Source organism: Allorhodopirellula solitaria (assembly GCF_007859855.1).
GTDB classification, from domain to species: Bacteria; Planctomycetota; Planctomycetia; order Pirellulales; family Pirellulaceae; genus Rhodopirellula; species Rhodopirellula solitaria.
Map to the genome: position 1 here is coordinate 296,001 of NZ_SJPK01000002.1, position 22,985 is coordinate 318,985.

Below are 22,985 nucleotides of genomic sequence, written 5' to 3' on the forward strand. Positions count from 1 at the left end.
GAGAGTGGATCTTAGAACGCCATCTTCCTTCTGGCGATCTTGGACATCACGTCCCTTACGTCTCGACTGGAGACTGTTTCGCTGAAGATTCCAAAGTCTTCTCGGCGCTCCATTGGTTAAGCTCGCGTGGGACCAAGTCTCGCCACTCGTCACGGTAGCCACACTCACACCGGGAGTCGCAAGCTACGCAGATGAGAAGGGATGACAAGGGAGGGGCGGTACGGCTCGAAACTACCAGAACCGTACTTCAGGGCATCCGATCTTTACGCCATCCATTAGGATCACGGTTTCAGTGGAAATTTTCCCATCCACAGAAATTTCTAAATCTGCCGGACCAGCAGGCAATTCAATCGGATCGCGAAGAATACAGCGGTTAGCGTCCACCTGCGCGACCTCCAGAACGTGTTCATCAACGCGTAAACTGAGGCGTACGTCGGACGAATAGCTCGCAGGGAAAGCGGATCGGATCATGGGAGACCGGATATGGTGACATCGGAAGGGGCTAGACGAACTCTTCGAGCACTTGTCGGGTCTGCCATTCTTGACCTAAAGCTCCTTGGCATCAATTACCTGGACGTGAAGCCAGCAAACATTCGCGTGCGTTGAAAGAGAGAGCGTCCAATTTGCCACGCTGCACAAATCCGAAGCTGCTCCGCGAGCACAGCCGCGGCTGCGGGATCGGTCTGGCGGATCTCGATTCTAGCGGTGGTATGGCCGTTCCTGTTCCCAGCAGCGAGATTGGCGTCGCCAACGGTCGCCTGCTTGTTTGCTGGTAGGGGGTGTCGTAGGCTGCTGGCAGCTTTTTTGGCACCAAATGGACGTCTTTTGACGAGAAGGAATAGATCGAACGGCATGGCGAACAACCACACTGATACGGAAAGGCGACTCTGGGACGCCGCCGACGACTTTCGAGCCAACTCGGACCTGAAGTCGTCCGAGTACGCCGTACCCGTCCTCGGCCTGATCTTCCTTCGCTACGCCGACCATCGGTTCTCCGTCGCCGAAGAGGAACTCAAGGGCAAGGGATCGGGGCGCCGCAAGATCGGCAAAGAGGACTACCAAGCCAAGGGCGTGATGTACCTGCCAGCGGAAGCCCGCTTCTCGCACCTGCTGTCGCTGCCTGAGGGCGAGAACATCGGCAAGGCGATCAACGAGGCGATGAAGGCAGTCGAGGCCGAGAACGTCGACCTCAAGGGCGTCCTGCCGCGAACCTATACCAAGATCGACAACGCCATTCTGGTTTCGCTGCTGAAGAATTTTTCACAGATCGAAATGGATACCGAAGGGGACCAGTTCGGCAAGATCTACGAGTACTTCCTCGGTAATTTCGCCCGTGCCGAAGGACAACGGGGTGGCGAGTTCTTCACGCCGACCTCGCTGGTCAAGCTGATCGTCGAGATTATCGAACCGTACCACGGACGCATCTACGACCCGGCGTGCGGCTCGGGCGGCATGTTCGCTCAGAGTGCCGAGTTCATCAAAGCCCACCAGATGAAAAAGGGGTCGGACCCCGATAGTGCAAAGCACCCGCAGGGCCGTTCCGGCTATCGGGGTCCCACCCCTTTTTCAAACGACCCATCGCGGGAAATCTCCTGCTACGGTCAGGAGCGAGTCGGCGAGACCCGGCAACTGTGCATGATGAACCTCGCTGTGCATTCGCTCTCCGGCGACATTCGTTTGGGGAACAGTTATTACGAAGACCCTCACGAGAGTCTCGGCAAATTCGACTTCGTGATGGCCAATCCCCCGTTCAACGTGGACAAGGTGGATAAGGAAAAGATCAAAGACGATCCCCGCTACCCGTTCGGGATGCCACGCGCCGACAACGCCAACTACCTCTGGATCCAACGGTTTTACAGCAGCCTCAGCGCTCGCGGCCGAGCCGGTTTTGTGATGGCGAACTCAGCCGCCGACGCTCGCCAGTCCGAAATGGAGATTCGAAAGGCGCTGCTCCAGTCGCACGCGGTCGACGTAATGGCGGCGATCGGTCCCAACTTCTTCTACACGGTGACGCTCCCTTGCACGCTGTGGTTCTTGGACAAAGGTAAAACCTCATTGCCTGGCTCTGGCTCCCCTCGCCCCGCTTCGGGGAGAGGGGCTGGGGGTGAGGGGCCGCGGCGCAAAGACACCGTGCTGTTCATCGACGCCCGTCACACATTCCGACAGGTGGACCGGGCACACCGCAAGTTCAGCCCCAAGCAGATCGAGTATCTGGCCAACATCGTCCGGCTGTATCGGGGCGAGAAGCCAGAGTTCGTGGCAGGTGAGGATGAACAAGTCCCCGGCGATGATCCCGATTTGAAAGCCGCCTTCCCGAAGCTGAAGTACGCCGACGTGGCGGGGCTTTGCAGAGTGGCCACGCTGGCGGAGATCGAAGAACAGGGCTGGAGTCTGAATCCCGGTCGGTATGTCGGCGTGGCGGATCGAGAGGAAGACGATTTTGTCTTTGCCGAGCGGTTGGAAGAACTCAACGAAGAGTTGGAGGTCTTGAACAGCGAAGCGGGTGAACTGGAAGAACGGATTGCAAACAACGTCGCCAAGTTGTTGGAGGCTTCGGTGTGAGCGATCAATGGCGACAACTACATCTAGGTGACGTAGTAAACTTGAAGAGAGGTTACGACCTCCCCAAACGGCTTCGAAGGCCCGGCAACGTCCCAATCGTTTCGTCGTCAGGCGAATCGGGAATGCACGACGAAGCCAAGGTGAAAGGACCGGGTGTCGTAACGGGACGCTACGGCACGCTGGGAGAAGTGTTTTACGTCGAGCATGATTACTGGCCGCTCAACACCACCCTGTACGTGCAAGATTTCAAAGGGAATCACCGGCGTTTCATCAGTTACTTTTTGCAGACTCTCGGCTTTGCCAGCCAAAACGCTGCCGGTGCGGTTCCCGGCGTAAATCGAAATCACCTGCACAAGTTGGACGTCAAAGTTCCCGGTGTGCCGACCCAGCGCAAAATCGCTTCGATCCTGTCGGCGTACGACGATCTGACTGAGAACAACACCCGTCGGATTGCCATTGCCGAAGAGATGGCTCAGGCGATTTACCGGGAATGGTTCGTCAACTTCCGCTTCCCCGGCCACGAAAACGTCAAGCTCGTCGATTCACCACTCGGCCAGATTCCGGAGGGATGGGAGGTGGCCACGTTGGAAACGGTCCTTGAGTTTTTCATCGGTGGCGGATGGGGAAAAGCAGCGGAGGAGGAAGGATTCACGGAAATAGGGGCGGTGATCCGAGGCACTGACATTCCCAATGCGAAACACATGAACGTCTTGTCTTGTCCTGTTCGTTTTCACAAACAATCAAACATTCGATCCCGTCGCGTGCAGGATGGCGACATTGTCTTTGAGGTTTCAGGCGGCAGCAAAGGTCAACCCGTCGGACGTTCGTTGTTCGTTTCGGACCGCCTTCTCGCCTGCTTCGAGGACGATGTGATTTGTGCCAGCTTCTGCAAACTGATTCGTCCCAACGGCGAAAAACTCCGTTCGTCACTGTTCTTTCATTATCTGCTGGAGTCCTACACGAACGGTGTCATTGAGCAGTATGAGGTCCAATCGACTGGAATCAAGAATTTCAAGTTCACAGAGTTTCTAGCGAGAGAACACATCGCTGTGCCACCATCTGTAATTCAGGATGAGTTCGATACACAGTTCCATACGATCCAGTCTCAGATCGAAGTCCTTGGAAGAAAAACGGCGAACCTTCGCACCACCCGTGATCTGCTTCTCCCCAAACTAATCTCCGGCAAACTGGACGTGGAAGACCTCGACATCGACGTGGGACTGGCCGCCGACGCATTGGAGGAGGCAACGGCATGACTGAACGCGGCCAGTTCATCTTCAGTGTGCAAGGTAGCAACGGCGATCGGTTCGCGTTGGATTTTCGCCCCTTCGACTCGTCAGCCCAACCTTGGTTCTCAAGTGTTTGGCAGCGAATGAGTCTTGCCTTGCAAGCGGCGCACAAAGAAACCGGGAACCCGGTCCCCGATTGGGTTCACTGGCAGCCTTGGAAATGGTGCGAAAAGACGAGGCCCGGTTACGAAAATAGACAGACGATTATCGCCTGGTGCGGTCCGCAAATCGCCGGTTTTCTCAACGTTTGGCGCGGGTTTGAGTCCCAGTTTGCGGCGGGGACACCAACGCTTTACATCGAACATTTGGCCGCCTCACCCTGGAATATGAACACCGAACTTTGGCGGCGCCAGTACGGTCAGATCGGTACCGCTTTACTTGCTTATGCCGTGAAAGTGAGCCAAGATGACGGGTGTGACGGTCGCGTCAGTTTGCACGCTTCGAATGATTCGGCCTTGTTGTTTTACCGCAATGTTGGGAAAAACCGCGTGCCAGCGTTGTACCACGACGAAAAAACTGGCGTTTTGGGGCCGACTCCTCACGCCGATCGCAATGATCCACGACTCACTTACTTAGAATTGACTCCTCAAGGTGCGATAGACTTCTTGGAGGATTATCGCCATGAATGAACCGACTAAAACGGACTTCGTACCACGCTGGGCTCGCAACGCCACGCCTGAGTTCCTCGAATCATTGGCAGAGACTCCGGTGACCGGCTCGGCTCCGCTGGAATGGCCACGAATCGTGACGCGAATCCTGCCGTCGAGCGGTTCCAGTTCGCTGGGCGCCAACACCGTTAGCGAAGTCATCGAACTAACCCAAAAGCTGGCAAACTACGCTGCCTACGACGCGGTTCGCGGCATCAATCCTGACTTTGCCGACATGCGTTCGATGGGTGCGGAACTTTTGGCATTCAGCCGTTTGACGATCGAACCGTTCGAAGAAGGCAGTTTCGTGATTCCAGCGAGGTTCGAGTCACCTGACCTCATTGAAAACGACGAGCGAGAGTCGGCCATCTCGGCGGAACGAATCGCGAATCGGTTCGGCAATATTTTTGAAGATGTCGGCAGCCAAAATGCCTCAGCATCAATCAGCATCGGGGCGTTGCAGACCATACAGCAACTCAACCGGACGTTGAACCGCGAGGCGAGCGCGATTGAGTTTTCGACCTTCGACCGATACGAGAGACGATCCGGATTTCAGCGAGTCGATACGGCATTCGTGAAAAGAGTAGATTCTGTCGTCAAGAATCGCCAACCATCAGTCTTGAAAATGGAATCGCTGCGAGGAAATGTCACGGCACTCGATATTGAAAAGGGTGAGTTGCGACTCAGCGTTTCGACTCAAAAAGATCGTGTCAAAGGTACGTTTCCGATGATGCTGCACCCAACCATACTGGAGTCTTTAGGCCGTGAGATCGAAGTGTATGGCAGAGTCAGTTTCAAGAATGGTCGTCCTGAGAGCATTTCGATTCAACAGGCCGACATTCTCGATTCGGAATAGTTGCTAGTGAATACCGACTACTCCGAAGATACCCTCGTCGAACAACCGGTCATCGCCCTTTTCTCGGAACTCGGCTACGACACGGCCAACTGCTTCTACGAAAAGGTCGGCGTCAGCGATTCGACGCTGGGTCGGGACACCACCGAAGAAGTCGTGCTGGTTCCGAAGCTGCGTTCGGCGCTCAAGAAGCTGAATCCCGATCTGGACAGCGAAGCGATCAATCTGGCCATCGAGAAACTGACCCGTGATCGCGGGGCGATGGGGCTGGTGCAGGCGAATCGTGAGGTTTACAAGCTGCTCAAAGATGGCGTGAAGGTCGCTTTCGAGAATGACGAGGGCGAAGATACCGACGAGACGGTTCGCGTCATCGACTGGAGTGATCCCGAAAACAACGACTTCTTTCTCGCCTCGCAGTTCTGGATCACGTCACCGAGCGGTATCTACAAGAAACGCCCCGACCTGATCGGCTTCGTCAACGGTTTGCCTCTGATCTTCATCGAACTGAAGAAGAGCCACGGCAAGATCGAACACGCCTACAAGCACAACCTGAAGGACTACAAGACCACCATTCCGCAGGTGTTCTGGTACAACGCCCTTGTCATCCTGTCCAACGGCTCGCAGGCGAAGGTCGGCAGCATGACGGCAGGCTGGGAACATTTCGCCGACTGGAAACGCATCAACTCTGAGGGCGAACAGGGCGTCATCTCGCTGGAGACGTTGATCCGAGGCACGTGCGGCAAACAGCAACTGATTGATCTGGCCGAGAATTTCACCGTCTTCGATGAGTCCCAAGGAGGCGTTGCCAAGATCACAGCAAAGAACCACCAGTACCTCGGCGTGAACAATGCGATCGATGCATTGGCGGAGATCAAAGAGAACCAGGGGCGGCTTGGCGTGTTCTGGCACACACAGGGCAGCGGTAAGAGTTTTTCGATGGCGTTCTTCTCTCAGAAGGTGCTGCGGAAGTTGACGGGTAACTGGACGTTTTTGGTGATCACCGACCGGAACGATCTGGATTCTCAGATCTACAAGAACTTCGCCAATACCGGCGTGGTCACCGAGGATTGCCAGGCCGAAAACGGCGCCCACCTGAAACAACTTCTCAGGGAGGATCACCGGTTCATCTTCACGCTGATTCAGAAGTTTGGCACGAAGCCAGGCGAGACGTACCCAATGCTGTCCGAACGCAGCGACATCATCGTGATGACGGACGAAGCTCACCGCAGCCAGTACGACACGTTGGCCCTGAACATGCGGAACGCGCTGCCCAATGCTGCGTTCATCGGCTTCACCGGCACGCCTTTGATGGCGGGTGAAGAGAAGACCAAGGAAGTCTTCGGCGACTACGTCAGCATCTACAACTTCCAGCAGTCGATCGAGGACGGGGCGACGGTCCCACTGTTCTACGAGAACCGGATTCCCGAACTCCAACTCGCCAATGAAAACTTCAAGGAGGATTTGGAGGCATTGGTCGAGGACGCCGAACTCGACGAGGAGCAGGAAAAGAAACTGGAGCGAGAGTTCGCCCGCGAGTACCACCTGATCACCCGCGACGACCGTTTGGAAAAGGTCGCCGAAGATTTGGTGTCGCACTTCATGGGCCGCAAACAAAGCGGCAAAGGCATGGTCATCTGCATCGACAAGGTGACCGCGGTGAAGATGTACGACAAGGTGCAGAAGTACTGGAAGGCGTACCTGGGCGGGCTCCAGGCACAACTGGCGGCGATGCCGGGATCACGCAGCCCTGCATCAGAAGCGACGGCCACGGGTCATACCGATCTTGTTTCGTTGGCAGCGGATGAGCCTGCCGACTTCGATCACGCCAAACGGCAGGAATTGCAGAAGCAAATCCGCTTCATGGAGGAGACCGACATGGCCGTGATCGTGTCGTCCCAGCAGAACGAGGTTGAAGACTTTCGATCGAAGGGGCTCGACATCGAGCCGCACCGGACACGGATGGTCAAGGAGGATATGGAGACGAAGTTCAAAGACGCCGAGGATCCGTTCCGACTGGTGTTTGTGTGTGCGATGTGGTTGACCGGCTTCGATTCGCCATCGGTGTCGACGATCTATCTCGATAAGCCAATGAAGAATCACACGTTGATGCAGACGATTGCGCGGGCGAACCGGGTCTTCCAGGACAAGCACAACGGGCTGATCGTGGACTACGTCGGTGTCTTCCGTAATCTGGAGAAAGCACTGGCGATCTATGGTTCATCCGCTGGCGGCGGCGTCGAGGATGGCGAGTGCCCCATTGAGAAGAAGGAGGAGCTAGTCGCAGACCTGCGACTGGCGATCGCCGAGGCGGTTGACTTTTGTAAAGAGCGAGGAGTCGACTTGGATGCGATTCTCGGATCAGACGGTTTCCAAAAGATTGCTTTCCTGGACGATGCCGCTACCAGTTTGGTCGACAAACAAGTCGAGGAGGCGGTCGACGACGCAGTGGAGCAGGTCATCATCAACGATGAATTGAAAAAGAAGTACCTGTCGCTCGCGAACCAAGTCATTCGCCTCTACAAGGCGATCCTGCCCGATCCATCGGCCAACGAATTTGCCCCCATCAAGACGTGCCTTGCTGTCTTGGCCGACAAGATTCGCAATTTCACTGGTGAGGCGAACATCGATGACATCATGGACCAAGCGGGGGAATTGCTCGATGAGTCAATTGCGACGAAAGGCTACGTCATCCACAACACCGAGAAGACCTCGCTCCTCGACCTGAGTGCAGTCGATTTCGATGCACTGAAAGCCCATTTCGATAAAGGCCGAAAGCGGACAGAAGCCGAGAAACTGAAACGTGCCGTCGGAGCCAAACTGACCAAAATGGTGACGCTCAATAAGACACGCACAGACCTTTTGGAAAAGTTCAAAAAGCTTATCGACGAATACAATCAAGGACTCGACGTCGACGGATTCTTCGCCAAGCTGACCAACTTTGTGAAAGAGCTCAGTGCAGAGGAGCAGCGTGGTGTCTCACAAAAATTGACCGAGGAAGAGCTGGCTCTCTTCGATATCCTAACCAAGCCGGAATTCGATATCACAGCCAAAGAGCGGAAAGAGGTCAGGAAGGTTGCTCGTGGGCTACTGCAAACACTGAAAGAGGCAAAATTAGTCCTCGACTGGCGGAAGAGGCAAAGCACGAGAGCGGACGTTTACACGACCGTGAAAACGGTCCTCGACGAACTCCCTCGCGTCTACACGACTGAACTGTACGATCAAAAATGCGACACCGTGTACCAACACATTTACGACAGCTACCAGGGAGAGGGCCGCAGCATCTACGCTTCCTAGAATACAGCATGGGAGCGGTTTGTGATCGATGCCGCGCCCGGCACTGATGCCCCCCGAGCCAGCAACGGTCTGAAGCCTGAACTGCCCCGCGATGGCACCAGCCGTATCTAAATCAGGCTGGAGAAGTTTCAAGGTGGCAGCCGCCCCGTGTTTCCCGACTCCGTGGCACCGCGTCGGACGAGATCGGCCGGAAAGAATATGCCAGGACGGTGGGGGCGATTAGTCCGGCCACGTTGTTGGTTGGTGGTCAGCGAGGGGGGACAGTTTGGACAGTGTGTCCACTGTCCATGTCGACTGTCCATGACAGCGGCGGACGTCCTGTCTGGGAGCCCTGCGTTTTGCTGCTCTCGTTGGTACGCTCTTGCAGCAGTGAGAACGGTTGCCGTCGTGCGGTTTCATCGAAGGAAAACGACGGTAAATCGTTGTTTTGCTGACGTCACTTCTAATGCGACGGTCGCAGGTTCGAATCCTGCCGGGCGTATCTGATCGCGTGCATCTTGTTCAATCGCGTGCACCTCGATAGAGCCGCGCGAAGGCGGGGACATCGGCGACGCCTTGCTCCGCCAAGAATTGCTCGAGCTTGGTGGGATTTTCTTCGCCGCCGAGGAGAGCCAGCTCATCCTGGGCGGCCAGGGCGGTTGGGGTGAGACCCTGGTTTTCGGCCGACTCGGCCGCCCGGACGAGACGCCGGTGGGCTTGGTCGCGTACCTGCTGGTGTTGGCGTGAAAAAAGAGACGGGTAGTGGACCATGGCGATCCCTTCGATCAAATCCGCTTTGACTTCCGCAGCATCGAGGCGTTGGCGGCGAAGCGAGGTGATCAGTTGGTGAAACCGACGGTGTTGTTTCTCGCGCCGCTGGGATAGCAAGGACAGGTTCGCGATGGCGCTCAGTTCGGCCAGCAGGATCTGCACCATTTGGCTGCGGTGGGTGGTGGATCGCCGGCACTCCATTTCAACACGCGCGATGACCGCTTCGGTATCGCTGCGGCGGTTCCGATAGATCGCGCGCAGCAGCGTCTCTGTGGGGGCGGCCATGGCGAAGGCATCGTTGCCGATTTTTTGCAGACGCGGGATCAACTGATCATACAGATCATGCAGCGCTGCCAGGTCGCCACGCATGAGAAATGCGGTGGAGCTGTAGCCGAGCGACCCCATCGCGAGCACGAAGAAATCGTTGGTAAGGGTTCCTTCGAGCTGCATGTCGTCGACCATTGACGCCAGAGCGGTCAGGTTACCCATTTGGAAATAGCACACCGCTTCGAGACAACTCGCGTGGGCGACTTCGAAACCATGGTGTCGCTCGCTATCGGCATAGCATCTGCGAGCCTGTTCGATGTACTCGAGCGCTTCGCGAAAGCGACCGCTCATCCCGGCTGCCCAGGCCGCACCGCTCCGGACATCGCCATGGCAGCCAGGGGAATCGTCATCGGTGAGTTGTGAGCCGAGTTTGGCGAAGGCGTTGGTCGCGGCATCTCGTTTGCGACCGGGCCGGTAGGAAGCGAAGACGGAGGTGCCGATGATCCATTCAATTTTTTCCGCACGGGAGCCGTACTTGTTCACCAATTCGCTACTGAACACATTGAGCTCGGCAGACAGCAAATTGTCCAACATGCTCAGGGGGCGGACGAGGGCGCCGCAGGCCGCGATCTGGTTTCCCTGCAGGTCCGGGCGCGGCGGCGTCAATTGCGAAGCGGGGAGTTCTAGATTCGGCTTGGAGACCGACCGCCGCAGCAGCATCCAGGCGATCGATAGCTTGGCCGCCAACGGCGATTTGCGTCGCGGCAGGTTTAAACGCGCTAACAGCGGATCGAGATACTCGACCGCTTCGGCAAACCGCCCCGAGCGAATGAAACAATCCACCTGCTCGAGCTCGATATCCAAGCGGGGTTGCCCATCGAGCAGTTCGGAGAGTTCGTGATAAATTTGGCCGGCTTCGAAGGGCCTGCCTGAACGCTGCAGGCTCTCGGCGGCCAGACGCAGCGCATCGATGCGATCGGCGCCGTCGCAATGGGCAGCCACGCTCCGGTGCCACCGCGCCGCTTCGAGATGCGCGTAGACCTGTTGGGCCTGCTCGGCGGCCCGTTTCGCCCACTTGACGAACTCGTTGATATCACCGGCTTGCTCGTAGTGCTCAGCGATCCGGCCGGCGGACAGCGGAAACTCGGTAAGGCTCACTGCCCACTGGCGGTGCAATCGATGACGCTGCTCGGCGGGGAGCGCCGATCGCAACTGATTGGCCAATCGATCGTGCCAAACGCGGATGAACTGACCATCGGATCCATCGCGAACGATGAGTCTCTGTTCGACGAGTTCCTCGAGTTGCGTATCCAAGAGCGCCGCATTGGGCTCGATTGCACACAGATGTTGGAAGGTGACTTGACGTCCGGCGACCACGATCGCGTTGAGCAGATCGGCAACGGGTTGGCTGAGTCTGTCGCTGCGGTGTCGCCAAACGTCTTCGATCGATGGAGCTTCTCGGTTAGTGGAGGCTTGTTGGCTCGAAGGCACTTCGTTGTTCGATAATGCCTCGTGGCTTGCGAGGGGGCCCTGGCCTGCCGGTGGTGGAGGGACGCCATTGTTTGACGGTGTCGCCACGTCAGCTGGGAGCGGATTGTTTAACAGACCTGAGGGGGATAGTTCGCTGAGGTAGGCATCGAGACGGTAGGGTTGCCCTTCGATCTGCTCGTTGAGCGCGTCGAGTTGGGTGTCATTGATGTCGACACCCTGCAGGCTCGCTTCACTGAGGATGGCCTGGGCAATGATGTCGCGGGTGAGCGGGCGGAGGGAAATATTGGCATCCGGCGGGAACTGCTGGCGGTCCCCTCCCGAGCGTGAGACGGTGATCAGGCCAAGGCCTTGGTGCAGCGGCGTGCTAACACGCGTACCGGCACTGGATTGCATGTGGTCGAGCGTGTGCAGCGTATCTTGGTCAGCCCACTGCACGTCGTCGATTACAAAGAAGACCGGGCCGATCTGTCTCAATTGGTCGCAGACCTTCAAGGCGGCTTCGAGTCCACCGGGGCGTTTCTCCGATGTGACGATCGGAGGTTGCGACCAGTCGACTTCCAGGACCTCGCCGAATCCAGGTAAGGCGCGTTGCAGGATCGATTCACTCACCGAGTCGACCGGGAGCTTGTCAAAATCACCCCGGCGATGGCGGATCACAATCTCGTCAGCGATTTGGCTAAACGCTTGCAGCGGTATCTGTTCGAAACGTTGGCACCGTGCCACAAAGACGAGCGGCCACGATTGAGAGCGGAGGTGTTCGATCGCCAACTGTAGAAAGGTGGATTTGCCGATCCCAGAGGTGCCGTCGATGTGGAGGCGTTTGACCTGTCCGCCCATGATCAGATGGCACCAGCGACGAAACTCGGCCAACTCCTTCTCGCGGGCGCTTTCGGTGATTTTTGCCGCCCGGGCAGAGGCGCGGTTTTGCAGAGCGAGGGGGGGGATCGGGATGCCGGAGCTTCCCACACGCGCTACCGCCATGGCGGTGGGCCGGTCGCAAACTTGAGGGGATAGCATTTCATGGACAATCTCCAGCAGGCTGCTCGGGATTTCGGAGTGCAGTCCCACCATTGCTGAAAGAATGTATTCGCGATCGCAATCGCTGCTTTTATCGTCTCGAGGGATCTCCTCCTCGTCGGTCTCCAACGCTGCCGGATCGGTATTTGGGGCGGCGGCCTCATGCAGCTGGCGATCTCGCCGTCGCTGCGCCGAGGAGAACATCCGCAGCGCTTCGAGAGCGACCATGCCGAGGCTAAAAATGTCGCTGGCTGGACAATAGGATTGACGGAAGAGAACTTCGGGGGCCACGTACATGGGCGTCCAAAGCAGGTATTTACGTGTGTTTTGGGGGTCACTCTCGGCTTCGAACTCGCCCGCGAGATCACAGTCGACGATGACAAATCGCGAGCCATCGTGAGTCATCATCAAATTGGTCGGCTTGATGTCCCGGTGCACGAGCTGATAGGCGTGCAGCCACGCCAAGGCGGCACCGACCTGCCGCAGCATCTCCAGCAATCGCTCACAGCCTTCCTGCAGCGGCAGCTTCTTCCAGCGTCGCAGGACCTGGACCAAATTTTCGCCATCGATCAGTTCCATCGAGAAGGCGACGGCGTCCTCTTCCTGCAGGATGCGGTGGAGTCGAACCAGCCCGTGGTGCTGCAGTTTTTTCATCCGGCGGAAGCCGGTCTTCGATCGCACGGCGGCCTTGGGGGTGGCCGAAGGAACCAGCTTCAACGCAACCGTTTTGTCTGTCGCGATCTCGAGAGCTTCATACACCCAGCCTTGGGAGCCGTACCCTACCATCTGAATCAATTTGAATCCCGAGACAACCTCGCCCACCGTCCACGGCGAATTGCCGAGCCTGGGACGCTGAGCGTGGTCGCGAGTGGCGTCGTCGCGATCGGTCTTACTCTGCTCGGTGTCACGGGAGCTGATTGGATCCAACCATCCCCTACCGCTGAAGTCGTCCCCTTGGGCCATAATCTATCAGATGAGTTTGGAAGTGGATGGTGAATCACTATTCAAACATATTTTCCACTGAGCCGTGCCTGTTTTGGGCAACAAAATGAGAGAATTGGCGGAGACTTCCCTATTTTTTCGTCTCTCTCCGGCATTGACCGCTTGGGGAACACTCGATATCGTCTGTGGCGTCTTTGAACCGGCGGTTTTCAATCGCTGGTTTGAGAGATCGAAACGCGGTGGCTATAGCTCAGTTGGTTAGAGCGTCGGATTGTGATTCCGAAGGTCGAGGGTTCGAGCCCCTTTAGCCACCCTCTCTCAAAATCACGTGATTTCCCGGCTGGAACGCTCGTCAGACCAGGTGACGATGGCTCCCATTGGCAAAATTCTGCTCGCCCTGGTAACGGTGACGGTGCTGCATGCCCATTTCAATTTGGGCATTTTTCATTCGGTCTCCGAGATTGCCCAGCCCGAGAAGAGCGGGGCACGCAAATCACTCCGCATTGGACATCTGCCGGTCACCTGCCATCTGACCTGCCCCGTGACTAGTTGGGTGAGTCGTCATTCTCCGGAGCACTCGCAGTTTGTCTCCTGGCGGTACACCAACTTCCCCGCCATGACCGAAGACATCGACGCGGGGAACCTCGATGCAGCATTTCTATTGGCGCCGTTGGCGATGGTGATGCAGCGACAGGGCACGCCGGTCAAGATGGTCCATTTGGGGCACCGCGACGGGACCGCGATCGTCGTCCGGACCGATTCGCCCTACCAAACTTTCGCCGATCTGCGCGGCGGTCGGATCGCGATCCCTCATCGGTACTCCAATCAACGGATCTTGATCGAGAAACTCAAAGATCAGTTTGATTTCGACGACGATGACATCACGTTGATCGACTACCCACCCCCGGAGATGCCCGCCGGGCTGCGAGCGGGCCAGTTCGACGCGTATATCGTTGGCGAACCCTTTGCTGCGAAAGCTGAAATGGATGGGTTTGGACGGATTCTCTATTTCACGAAAGACATTTGGCCCGAGTTCATCTCCTGTGTATTGGTGGTGACCGAACGGTTGATACAGCGTGACCCAGAGTTGGTAAACGAGCTCGTGCAGGGGATCTCAGCGTCGGGAAAATGGCTCGACGAGGGCGATGACCAGCTGATCGTGGGGTTGTCCCGCGGCGAGGAAGCTGGCTCTCACGATACCGACCAACTCGTGATCCCACCTGGGTTCGGCCACACGCCGCGGTTGCAGGCAGCCTTGATTGCAGCCCAACAGGAGTATTACAACCAGGATCCCGAGCTACTGAAGTTTGTCCTGACCCGGCCCCCAGATCGAGTTCGTTACAGCCAGCTCGATTTGGCACGCGAGGATTTTGAGGAGATCCAAGGTTACGCCGAACGATTGGGTTTCTTCCGTTTTCGCCCGATCACAGCCGATGATCCATTCGGCTTTGACGATTATGCCGACGACTCTTTTGAACGGTCCGGCACATGGGCCCTGCCTGTTCAGGCGGGCGCGGTCGGTGATGCAGGAACGGTTGATGATCTCGGACCCGAGACGCAGCCGTGAGGCGGGTTCGCAAGTTTCTGCTGGGGTTGGCTGGCATCGGACTCTTTGTGCTCTGTTGGCAGTTGGCTACGTGGGGCAATGGCCGCACGGACGTCCCCGGACCGTGGCTCGCCCTTTCGGGGTTGAGGGATCTGGCCCGTGAGGGATTGCTCTGGCGTTACATCATTGCCTCGGTCTTCCGCGTCATGTGGGGGTTTGCTCTGGCGGTGCTAGCAGGCGTTCCGCTGGGGCTCGCGATCGGCTGGTCAGGGTGGGTTCGTGACTTGCTGAACCCTCTCGTGCAGCTGCTCCGCCCCATCTCGCCCATCGCCTGGTTACCGATTGCTGTCTTGATGTTTGGCGGTGTGAGGTGGTGGGAGCCGAGCGATCTGTCTGCGATTTTTCTGATCTTTCTCGCCTCCATTTTTCCGATCATCACGGCAGCAACGTCTGCCGTCGAAGGGATCGACGCGAAGTATCTCCGGGTGGCGACGAATTTCGAGATCGGTGGGATGGCGATGCTATTTCAGGTGATCTTGCCCGCGGCACTCCCTCAGATCTTGACGGGGCTGCGACTCGCCCTGGGGATCGCTTGGGTGGTGTTGGTTGCTGCCGAGATGCTCGGTGTGCAGTCCGGACTGGGGTTTCAAATTAATGATTCTCGCAACAATTTGCGTTACGACCTCGTGGTCGCTGCGATGATCGTGATCTCCATCATCGGAATCTGCTTGGATTCGGCGATGGCGAGAATCGAGAGTTCGGCGTTGTCGCGGAGAGGAACAGCAAAACGATGAGCGTTGCCCGCCCCAAGATCGAGATTGAGAATCTATCGCTCGACTTCGCTGCCGACGGCGGATCGCCGATTTCGGTGCTCCACGAAATTGATTTGAGCGTCAGCGAGGGCGAGTTCATCTGCATCGTCGGCCCGTCGGGCTGTGGCAAGTCGACGCTGCTCAACATTGCCTGCGGATTTCTCGAGCCGACTCATGGCCAGGTTCGCATCGATGGTGTGCCTGTGGAGCGGCCAGACCGGCGGCGCGTGTTCATCTTTCAAAACACCGCCGTCTTTCCCTGGCTGTCGGTCGAGCAAAATATCGGTTTCGGGTTACGCAGTTCGACTGCGGATGAAAACGCCGCGACGGTTCAGCGGTACATCGAGATGATCGGTTTGGCGGGATTCGAAAAGGCGTACCCCCGTGAGCTTTCGGGCGGCATGAATCAACGTGTCGAAATCGCCCGCGCCCTGGCGTCAAATCCGGACGTGTTGTTCATGGACGAACCACTCGGTGCGCTGGACTACCTGACCCGGTTGAAGATGCGCGCCGATCTAATCGAGATATGGCGTCAGGAACGCAAGACGATCCTGTTCGTGACTCACGACGTGGACGAATCCGTGCAGTTGGCTGACCGGATTGTTGTCATGAGCAAGCGGCCGGCAAGCGTGAAAGCCGTGATCCCCGTCGACCTACCTCGACCACGCAGCCTCGACGACCCAGAATATTTGAGAATCCGCGATGAGATTTTTCATCTGATGGGGATCGATCATTTCGGTAGAAACGAGGACGCCCCATCAGATTCTCGAGCGCGTCCATCTGCGGAATGAACTAGAACGATCGGCTTTGGCTGTTGAGCGTTTGCGGCACGTCACTCTTTTTGGAAGACTCGCTGCAGGATCGTCGTTCGACTCTCCCAGCATCGCCGTGATCGCGAAGTGCGTCGGGTCTGGGTAGCGTTCCAGAAACGACAAGACCTCACTGCTACGAGACGGTTTCAGGTCTATCGCATCGAGTGGCATCGCTGCTCGGAATTTGATTGCCGGGCAGTCGCTAAAGAGCGAATTGTCGCGGCACGTTTGACTACCGCCCCGCCTAAGGTGCTACTTGGTCACTCTGGCGGTACTCGAATCTTTGGAGGCTGGCCGGTCCGGTGGTCTTGAGCGAACGCTGGGCTTCGTCCAGGCGAGGCGGAGTGCTGGCGACGATCACCAAGATCGCCCCGTCGTGAATCCGTTGTTCATACTCGGCGGCCGAATGGGAATTGATCTCGTAGTGATTCGCCATCGCATAAAGACCCCGCGAGTCCGCCCCGTCGGTACCGTCACGCTGTGGGTTGTCTTCTTCGCCAGCCTCCGAGACCACCGCGCCGAGGGCAGCACCACCGATGAGGGACGCCAACGGCCCCGCGACCATGATCGGGCCGATTACCGATCCGATGGCTAAAGGGGTACCGACGAGTGCACCGATTCCAGCCCCGATTTCTGCCGATGTCTTTACGTCGACGTCGTTGGGGTCGTCCGGACGCCGGTCGACTTTGTCCAGAGCCCGGGTGTGTCCTTTCCAGGCAACGGACACCGCATCGGCTTTGAAATCTGACTTTCGCAGCACTTCCATGCCGACTTCTGCTTCCTGCTGCGATTCATATTCTGCAACTAAACACGCCGCTTTCATGATTTCGTCTCTTTTGTTCGAGTTATTACTTTACGTAATACAGGTAGTACCACAGGCCGATGCCGATGGCGACGAGCAGCAAAACCACCAGGTAGCTTAAGCCGACAATTCCAAAAACGCCGCCGGGAGTCCGCTCTTCAAACGGCATGGTTTCACCTTTACCGCGTTCACTCGTCGGTATGTTTGGATCCTCATCGCGCTGTTGTGGATCCTCTTCACCCTGTTTCGTCGTTTCGACCATGGTATTGACCTTTCAATTCTCGGTTCTCAGCGTCGTGCAGCAAGCACCGTTTCGCCGTTCGCGGTCCGGGGCTCCCAGACGCTTCACGCTCGGCGTCCACGTCGGACTGCTTAAAAAACTGCCCGCGAACATCCTACGATGAGCAAATGCAGTGCCGTTCCTGGTCAGGGCCGTGGTCAACGATGCGGACACCGGCAATGTTCACGTTTCTGCAACCTCCCCCGTTGTGACCTCGAGCAGCCGGGAACTCGAAGGTCATCGCGTGCAGCCAGCGACAGAGATCGATCATTCCAAGCGGAACGGTTGTTCCAACGGGCGAAAAACCGCGATTTGTTCTCCGGACGACCACCTTGGTGGAAGAACGTTCACGTTAGTTTGTTTGGCGACGAAATGTACGTTTCATGAGGCTGGGGCCGGTCTGTTTCCGGCGACACCGTTGACCGTGCTCGAAGGTTCGAGCGGACTGCCGGTCCGGCAACTTGTTCGGCCTCCCGCCCAATCGGCCGGAGTAGCTATGTAGCCAGACGGCTCCGCCCGTCTGAGCTGAGGGGGCTTGGGGAGTGGTGAGTTCTCGCGACGGTCGGAGCCGTCGGTCGACTATGTAGCCAGACGGCTCCGCCCGTCTGAGCTGAGGGGCTTGGGGAGGGGTGGGTTCTCGCGACGGTCGGAGCCGTCGGTGGACAAAGTAGCCAGACGGCTCCGCCCGTCTGAGCTGCGGAGGCTTGGGGAGTGGTGGATTCTCGCGACGGTCGGAGCCGTCGGTCGACAATGTAGCCAGACGGCTCCGCCCGTCTGAGCTGCGGAGGCTTGGGGAGTGGTGGATTCTCGCGACGGTCGGAGCCGTCGGTCGACAATGTAGCCAGACGGCTCCGCCCGTCTGAGCTGCGGAGGCTTGGGGAGTGGTGGATTCTCGCGACGGTCGGAGCCGTCGGTCGACAATGTAGCCAGACGGCTCCGCCCGTCTGAGCTGAGGAGGCTTGGGGAGGGGTGGATTCTCGCGACGGGCGGAGCCGTCGGTCGACTATGACTCCGCCATCAATGCGGACGCTGAGGCATCGTGGCTTGATTTCAACGCGCCGCAGCACTCGGCTGCATGGCTCAGAGCTGCCGCGTTCGCTGACCGCTCTGGATTGCCGCTTGGCCGAGCAGGACAGCGTTGGTGCTGGCGATCGCCTGATCGAGCTGCCAGGGTTTCTCGCCAGCTCGCAGGCTTGCGATCAATTCATTGAATTGACGCTGCCAACCCTTGCCTCGGATCTCTTTGGCCTCACTGCGCCAGATGACTTTGCCGCTGCGGTCACGGATCGAGCCATGGGCCATGTCGCAGCTGCCGAGGGTTCCATGAAAGTACTCCCCGTGCTGTCGACCGCCACGGTGTTTTCGGTACTGAGAGATCAACGGGAAATCGGTCTCGTAGGTGTACTCGACGAGGTGGTAGGGGACATTGTCCTCGTTGACGCCGCCGAAGCCGCGAGCCGCCCGCGGTGTTTGATCGAGAACCCAGTTCACGATATCGAGGCGATGGACTTGTCGATCATCGTGGAGATCACCTCCAAACGTTCGTGCGTAGGTCAGTTCCCCCAACATGCCGCCCCGCAATCTCTCCACGCACTGGCGAGTCCGCAGCTCATGTCGCCGTTGGTGCCCAACAGCGACTGCGAGGCCTGCCGATCGAGCGCGTACCCCAGCTTGCGCGATACGCTGCACGCCGGCAGCGTCGGACGCGATCGGACATTCCATGAAGACATGTTTGCCCGCTTCAACGGCATTCTCGAAATGCAACGCGCGAAACTCGGGCGGAGTTGCCAAGATGACCAAATCCACGTCACTGGCGAGGACCCCACGCCAGCCGTCGGGACCGATAAAACGTCGCCCGGCTACTTCCACGCCATGACGTTGCCGCCCTCGGATGGTCCGGTAAGCGGTCTGCAGTTGGTTGCTTTGCGTGTCTGCCATGGCCACGAGTTCGACGCCCGAGGCGGCGCTGGCATCGTTCGTAGCGTCGCTGCCCGCTGCGATGGCTTCGACGGCGGCCGCCTTCCCGCGGGCACCGCAGCCGATCAGGCCAATTCGAATGCGGTCGCTACCGCCCGCGTGCACACCGATACGGTTCGCGCGGGGGTCGGCCACGGCCGCCTCGCCCGCGGCCACGACAGCCGATCCACCGAGGGCCACGGTGCTGCCAAGAGCCATGGTGCTGCGGGCAAAAAACTCACGACGGTTCCCAGCCGCGCGAGCGACATGGGCGGCCAAGGGCGAGCCCGCAGGCTGCGACGGGGGCTTGCGGGCGCCGGTAGAGGCTGATGGCTTGGTCAATTGACTGGCGTCGGGGTGGGGAGGCAGGCGAGGAGAGCACTATTCTATTCTACCCGAAAACAGCATGGTTGAGCAAAGAATTGTTGAGCATCGAAACGTTTCAAAGTATTTTGCTGAGCCCTTGATCGAGCGGGGTCAGCGGGCGGCCAAGAATCCTCTTCATTTTGGTGATATCGGGGCAGCGACGGGTCATGTCGCCCTCGGCCAAGGGGTCGACATGCACGATCTGCGAGCGACTGCCGACCGCCTCCACGATTCGCTGGGCCAATTCCAACACGGTGACCTCGACGTCGCTGCCGATATTGATGGTTTCACCCGCGAGTGACTCGTCGGCCAGCACCTCCTCGGTCGTGTCGAGATTGTCGTCGATATAGCAGAACGTCCGTGTTTGGGATCCGTCCCCGTAAATGGTGATGTCTTGATTCGCTCGGGCAGCCTCGATGAATTTCGGGATGACGAAATCCGTTGTCTGTTTCGGACCATACGTATTGAAGAACCGAAACACGTTGAAGGGCAATCCAAATTCTTGGTGGTAGGCCCGGAAGTACGATTCACCCAAGTTTTTGATAATGGCGTAGGGCAGTCGCGAGTTCAGTGGTGTCGTCTGTTCGTGCTGCGGCAGTTCCACCGGTTCACCATAGACCTCACTGCTGCTGGCGTAGAACACCCGCCGCACACCTGTGTTCTTCGCTAAGAGCAACACGTTGCGGATCCCATCGATGTCACGCAGTACGGCCACCGGATTGGCCAACGTCCGCTGCACACCGACCAGGGCGGCATAGTGAAACACCGCGTCAAACTGGTGGGCTGTCATGATCGGCGAGAGATCATTGAGGTCATTGACGTCGGCTTTGATGAACCGAAAGTTCGGCGTCGAAGGCGGGGGCAGTTTCTGCATGCTCCCGGTCACCAGATTATCCACCACGACAACATCGTTGCGTGGCGACGCCGCCAAGCGACAGGCTAGCGATCCGCCCACGTTGCCCGCTCCACCAGTGATCAATATTTTTCGTCGAGCGGTGGGCGTGTCAGGCATCGATAGAGGGCTCTGCAGGAGAGGGATCAGGTTGGTAGTGGATCTTACGCAAGCGGTCCGTTTCTAACTGCAACACGCAGGTCTCTCGGTGACGAGCACACGAGGGAGCGAACATGCGGTGAAATGACAGCGTTCACGAGGTCCACTGAGGAACCGTGAAGTTACCAGATGGCTGCGGCCAGTCGAATGAGGGGCATCGCAGCGATGAAGCGGAAGCGTCGATCGTGTCCAGGATCCTCTCAACCCGGCTATACATCCCGGTGCCAGCGACTATTTTGGGCACTTCGTTTTCCACCTCCTGAATCGCCTGGTGATTTCACGTGTCCCTCCCCTCTGCACCTGCGCTCTCGCGACGCCTCCGGGTGACTCTCAGCCTATTGGTTTTGATGCATTTGGCTGCTGTTTTCACGCCTCCGATGGCGTTTCAAAGCCGCGGTCCCCGCGGGTTGTCGCCCTCGGTGTCGAAACTGCTGGCGCCGTTGGCTGCCTACGGTCAGTTCCTCTATCTGGATCGCGGCTATGCGTTTTTCGCTCCCGATCCCGGTCCCAGCCACCTCATGCGAGCCGTCGTCGGAGGCGATGATGATGGCGATGGCGATGGCGACTCGAACCAGACTTCTCGCTCCGACTTGGGCGCAGGGGAGGGGGGGGCGGATGATGTGGACGTCCACTGGTATCCGGACCTGAACGAGCAGTGGCCGCGACTGCTCTACCACCGTCACTTCATGTTGGCTGAATTCCTCAATGACTCTTACCATCCCAAATTGCCTGCCAATGCAGCCCAGTGGGTTGGCCCGGATCTGCCCCTGGAGGAGCTCAAGGCATGGCGGCTCGGGCGGGAACGGTATGACAGCATCTTGGGTTCGATGACCGACCACTTGCGAGCCCAGTTCGGTGAACGAAGTGTGCGGATTGACCGGGTCGAGCACGGGTTGCCTGATTTCGTCGTCTATGCCAGTGACCCCACACCGCTCGACGACCCTTCGACTTACATCGTGATCGAAGACATCTCGATCCCCTTGGAGAGCCTGCTCGACGTCCGTCCTGAATCGCTACCACCTGGGCCGCCGCCGGGGTTGGGTTCGGATCTGTCTGTTCCTGCGGTGCAGCCGTTGGATGCGCCCGGTGTCCAGGGAGGACCTGTGCGATGAACGGCAAGTTTTCACAACGTCTCGCTGCAGAACGCGAGCGCGTCAAACGATCCGCAGCTGATTTCGTCCGGTCCTGGGACGCGTTTTGGTTTCTGCCTCGGCATGTCGAGACGCTCGCGATCCTGCGAATCTTGACAGGGGCGATGTTGCTGTACACGCACTTGGTGTTGGCAACGGACCTCGGTTCTTTCCTCGGCGTCGATGCTTGGATCAACAACGACACGTCACGGGCGCTGCACGATGGCAGGCTCGGCGAAGCCACGGCGGCCTGGTCGTACCTCTGGAGCATCGACAGTCCCGCATGGATTGCGGCCCATCACGTGCTCGTGATTTTGGCGTCGGCGTCCTTCATGGTGGGTTTCTTGACCCGGCTGAGCGGCCCGTTGGCGTGGTGGTTCCAGCTCATGATCGTGCATCGGTTGTTGGGTAGCCTGTTTGGGCTCGACCAAATTCTTACCTACTGTGTGATGTACTTAGCATTCACGCCCTGCGGCGCCGTGTTCTCGGTCGATGCCTGGTTGCGGCGGCGCGTGCTCGGCCGCAGGCGCGAACCGATTTGGAAAGGTTGGACTTGGCTACTACCTGCTGATCAACCGAGTGTGGCGATCAACATCGCGACGCGGCTACTGCAATTGCACCTCTGCGTGATCTACCTGTTCGGTGGTCTGGCCAAAGCGCGGGGCCAGATGTGGTGGGATGGTACGGCGCTGTGGTACGCCGTCGGCAACTACGAGTACCAGTCCTGGGATGCGACGTTCATTGCGGCCTACCCGGGTGTGTTTACGGCCCTGACGCACGTCACATTGTTGTGGGAGATCTTTTATTGTGCATTGGTGTGGCCCCGTTGGACGCGCCCCCTGACGCTAGCGATCGCCGTCGGTGTCCATGCTGGGATCGGCTTCGGGCTGGGCATGGCAACCTTTGGAATCATGATGATTGCCGCCAATTTCGTCTTCATTAGCCCGGAGTGGATTCGGCGATGGCGAGGACCGACGGCAGAGCGGCTCGAGGGCCCCAGCCAGACCGCCTGAAGCCAGGGCGGTACAATCGTTTGGTCTGGGAGACTCCGTAGGTGATGTCGCGCCGACCTCATAGGCATCAAATTAAGCGATACTTAAGGAGGTTTGGGCGTGCGA

The 22,985-nt window shown here is 58.1% G+C and carries 15 protein-coding genes and 1 tRNA gene; 11 read left to right on the forward strand and 5 right to left on the reverse strand.

All coding sequences use genetic code 11. The annotated features are described in order from the left end of the window. Positions 1 to 852: 852 nt before the first annotated feature. The 5 genes from CA85_RS04465 to CA85_RS04485 are packed head-to-tail and all read left to right on the forward strand — an operon-like array spanning position 853 to position 8,645. Entirely contained in the window at positions 853 to 2,562 is a 1,710-nt protein-coding gene (locus CA85_RS04465) for a type I restriction-modification system subunit M (protein ID WP_146390105.1), read from the forward strand. Then, positions 2,559 to 3,818 carry a restriction endonuclease subunit S gene (locus CA85_RS04470; protein WP_146390106.1) on the forward strand — a complete coding sequence of 420 codons (1,260 nt, stop codon included), beginning with the start codon at positions 2,559 to 2,561 and terminating at the stop codon, positions 3,816 to 3,818. Before CA85_RS04465 ends, CA85_RS04470 begins: the two co-directional genes overlap by 4 nt. Beyond that, the gene (locus CA85_RS04475) at positions 3,815 to 4,480 is read left to right on the forward strand and encodes a GNAT family N-acetyltransferase (RefSeq protein WP_146390107.1); all 666 of its coding nucleotides are present in this window, start codon (positions 3,815 to 3,817) and stop codon (positions 4,478 to 4,480) included. Before CA85_RS04470 ends, CA85_RS04475 begins: the two co-directional genes overlap by 4 nt. Further along, entirely contained in the window at positions 4,473 to 5,354 is an 882-nt protein-coding gene (locus tag CA85_RS04480) for a hypothetical protein (RefSeq protein ID WP_146390108.1), read from the forward strand. Before CA85_RS04475 ends, CA85_RS04480 begins: the two co-directional genes overlap by 8 nt. 6 nt (positions 5,355 to 5,360) lie before the next feature. Next, entirely contained in the window at positions 5,361 to 8,645 is a 3,285-nt protein-coding gene (locus tag CA85_RS04485) for a type I restriction endonuclease subunit R (RefSeq protein WP_146390109.1), read from the forward strand. 501 nt (positions 8,646 to 9,146) lie between these two features. Here CA85_RS04485 and CA85_RS04490 read toward each other — a convergent pair. After that, complete coding sequence (locus CA85_RS04490) at positions 9,147 to 13,133, reverse strand: serine/threonine-protein kinase (protein ID WP_146390110.1); 3,987 nt, start codon at positions 13,131 to 13,133, stop codon at positions 9,147 to 9,149. A gap of 218 nt (positions 13,134 to 13,351) precedes the next feature. Between CA85_RS04490 and CA85_RS04495 the strand changes: the two genes are divergently transcribed. The 4 genes from CA85_RS04495 to CA85_RS04510 all read left to right on the forward strand — a co-directional run bounded on the left by CA85_RS04495 (position 13,352) and on the right by CA85_RS04510 (position 16,261). Further along, positions 13,352 to 13,425, forward strand: a tRNA-His gene (locus tag CA85_RS04495). A gap of 54 nt (positions 13,426 to 13,479) precedes the next feature. Next, positions 13,480 to 14,679: an ABC transporter substrate-binding protein gene (locus CA85_RS04500; protein WP_146390423.1), complete on the forward strand. Its 1,200-nt coding sequence runs from the start codon at positions 13,480 to 13,482 to the stop codon at positions 14,677 to 14,679. Beyond that, positions 14,676 to 15,452, forward strand: coding sequence for an ABC transporter permease (locus tag CA85_RS04505; RefSeq protein ID WP_146390111.1), 777 nt, complete (start codon positions 14,676 to 14,678; stop codon positions 15,450 to 15,452). The genes CA85_RS04500 and CA85_RS04505 overlap by 4 nt, the downstream gene beginning before the upstream one ends. Next, positions 15,449 to 16,261: an ABC transporter ATP-binding protein gene (locus CA85_RS04510; protein WP_146390112.1), complete on the forward strand. Its 813-nt coding sequence runs from the start codon at positions 15,449 to 15,451 to the stop codon at positions 16,259 to 16,261. Before CA85_RS04505 ends, CA85_RS04510 begins: the two co-directional genes overlap by 4 nt. Positions 16,262 to 16,526: 265 nt before the next feature. On the opposite strand, the gene CA85_RS04515 is transcribed toward CA85_RS04510, so the two are convergent. The 4 genes from CA85_RS04515 to CA85_RS04530 form a co-directional block, all read right to left on the reverse strand. Continuing rightward, complete coding sequence (locus CA85_RS04515; protein ID WP_146390113.1) at positions 16,527 to 17,105, reverse strand: hypothetical protein; 579 nt, start codon at positions 17,103 to 17,105, stop codon at positions 16,527 to 16,529. Positions 17,106 to 17,130: 25 nt separating this feature from the next. Beyond that, positions 17,131 to 17,346, reverse strand: coding sequence for a hypothetical protein (locus tag CA85_RS04520; protein ID WP_146390114.1), 216 nt, complete (start codon positions 17,344 to 17,346; stop codon positions 17,131 to 17,133). 1,098 nt (positions 17,347 to 18,444) lie between these two features. Beyond that, positions 18,445 to 19,662, reverse strand: coding sequence for a Gfo/Idh/MocA family protein (locus tag CA85_RS04525; protein ID WP_146390115.1), 1,218 nt, complete (start codon positions 19,660 to 19,662; stop codon positions 18,445 to 18,447). A gap of 100 nt (positions 19,663 to 19,762) precedes the next feature. Further along, entirely contained in the window at positions 19,763 to 20,698 is a 936-nt protein-coding gene (locus CA85_RS04530; protein ID WP_146390116.1) for an NAD-dependent epimerase/dehydratase family protein, read from the reverse strand. Between the two features lie 320 nt (positions 20,699 to 21,018). Here CA85_RS04530 and CA85_RS04535 point away from each other — a divergent pair, with 320 nt between their 5' ends. Together CA85_RS04535 and CA85_RS04540 are read left to right on the forward strand one after the other, a co-directional pair. Further along, positions 21,019 to 21,849, forward strand: a complete 831-nt coding sequence (locus CA85_RS04535) for a hypothetical protein (RefSeq protein WP_186774742.1) — start codon at positions 21,019 to 21,021, stop codon at positions 21,847 to 21,849. Next, positions 21,846 to 22,880: an HTTM domain-containing protein gene (locus tag CA85_RS04540; protein WP_146390118.1), complete on the forward strand. Its 1,035-nt coding sequence runs from the start codon at positions 21,846 to 21,848 to the stop codon at positions 22,878 to 22,880. The genes CA85_RS04535 and CA85_RS04540 overlap by 4 nt, the downstream gene beginning before the upstream one ends. Positions 22,881 to 22,985 lie beyond the last annotated feature (105 nt).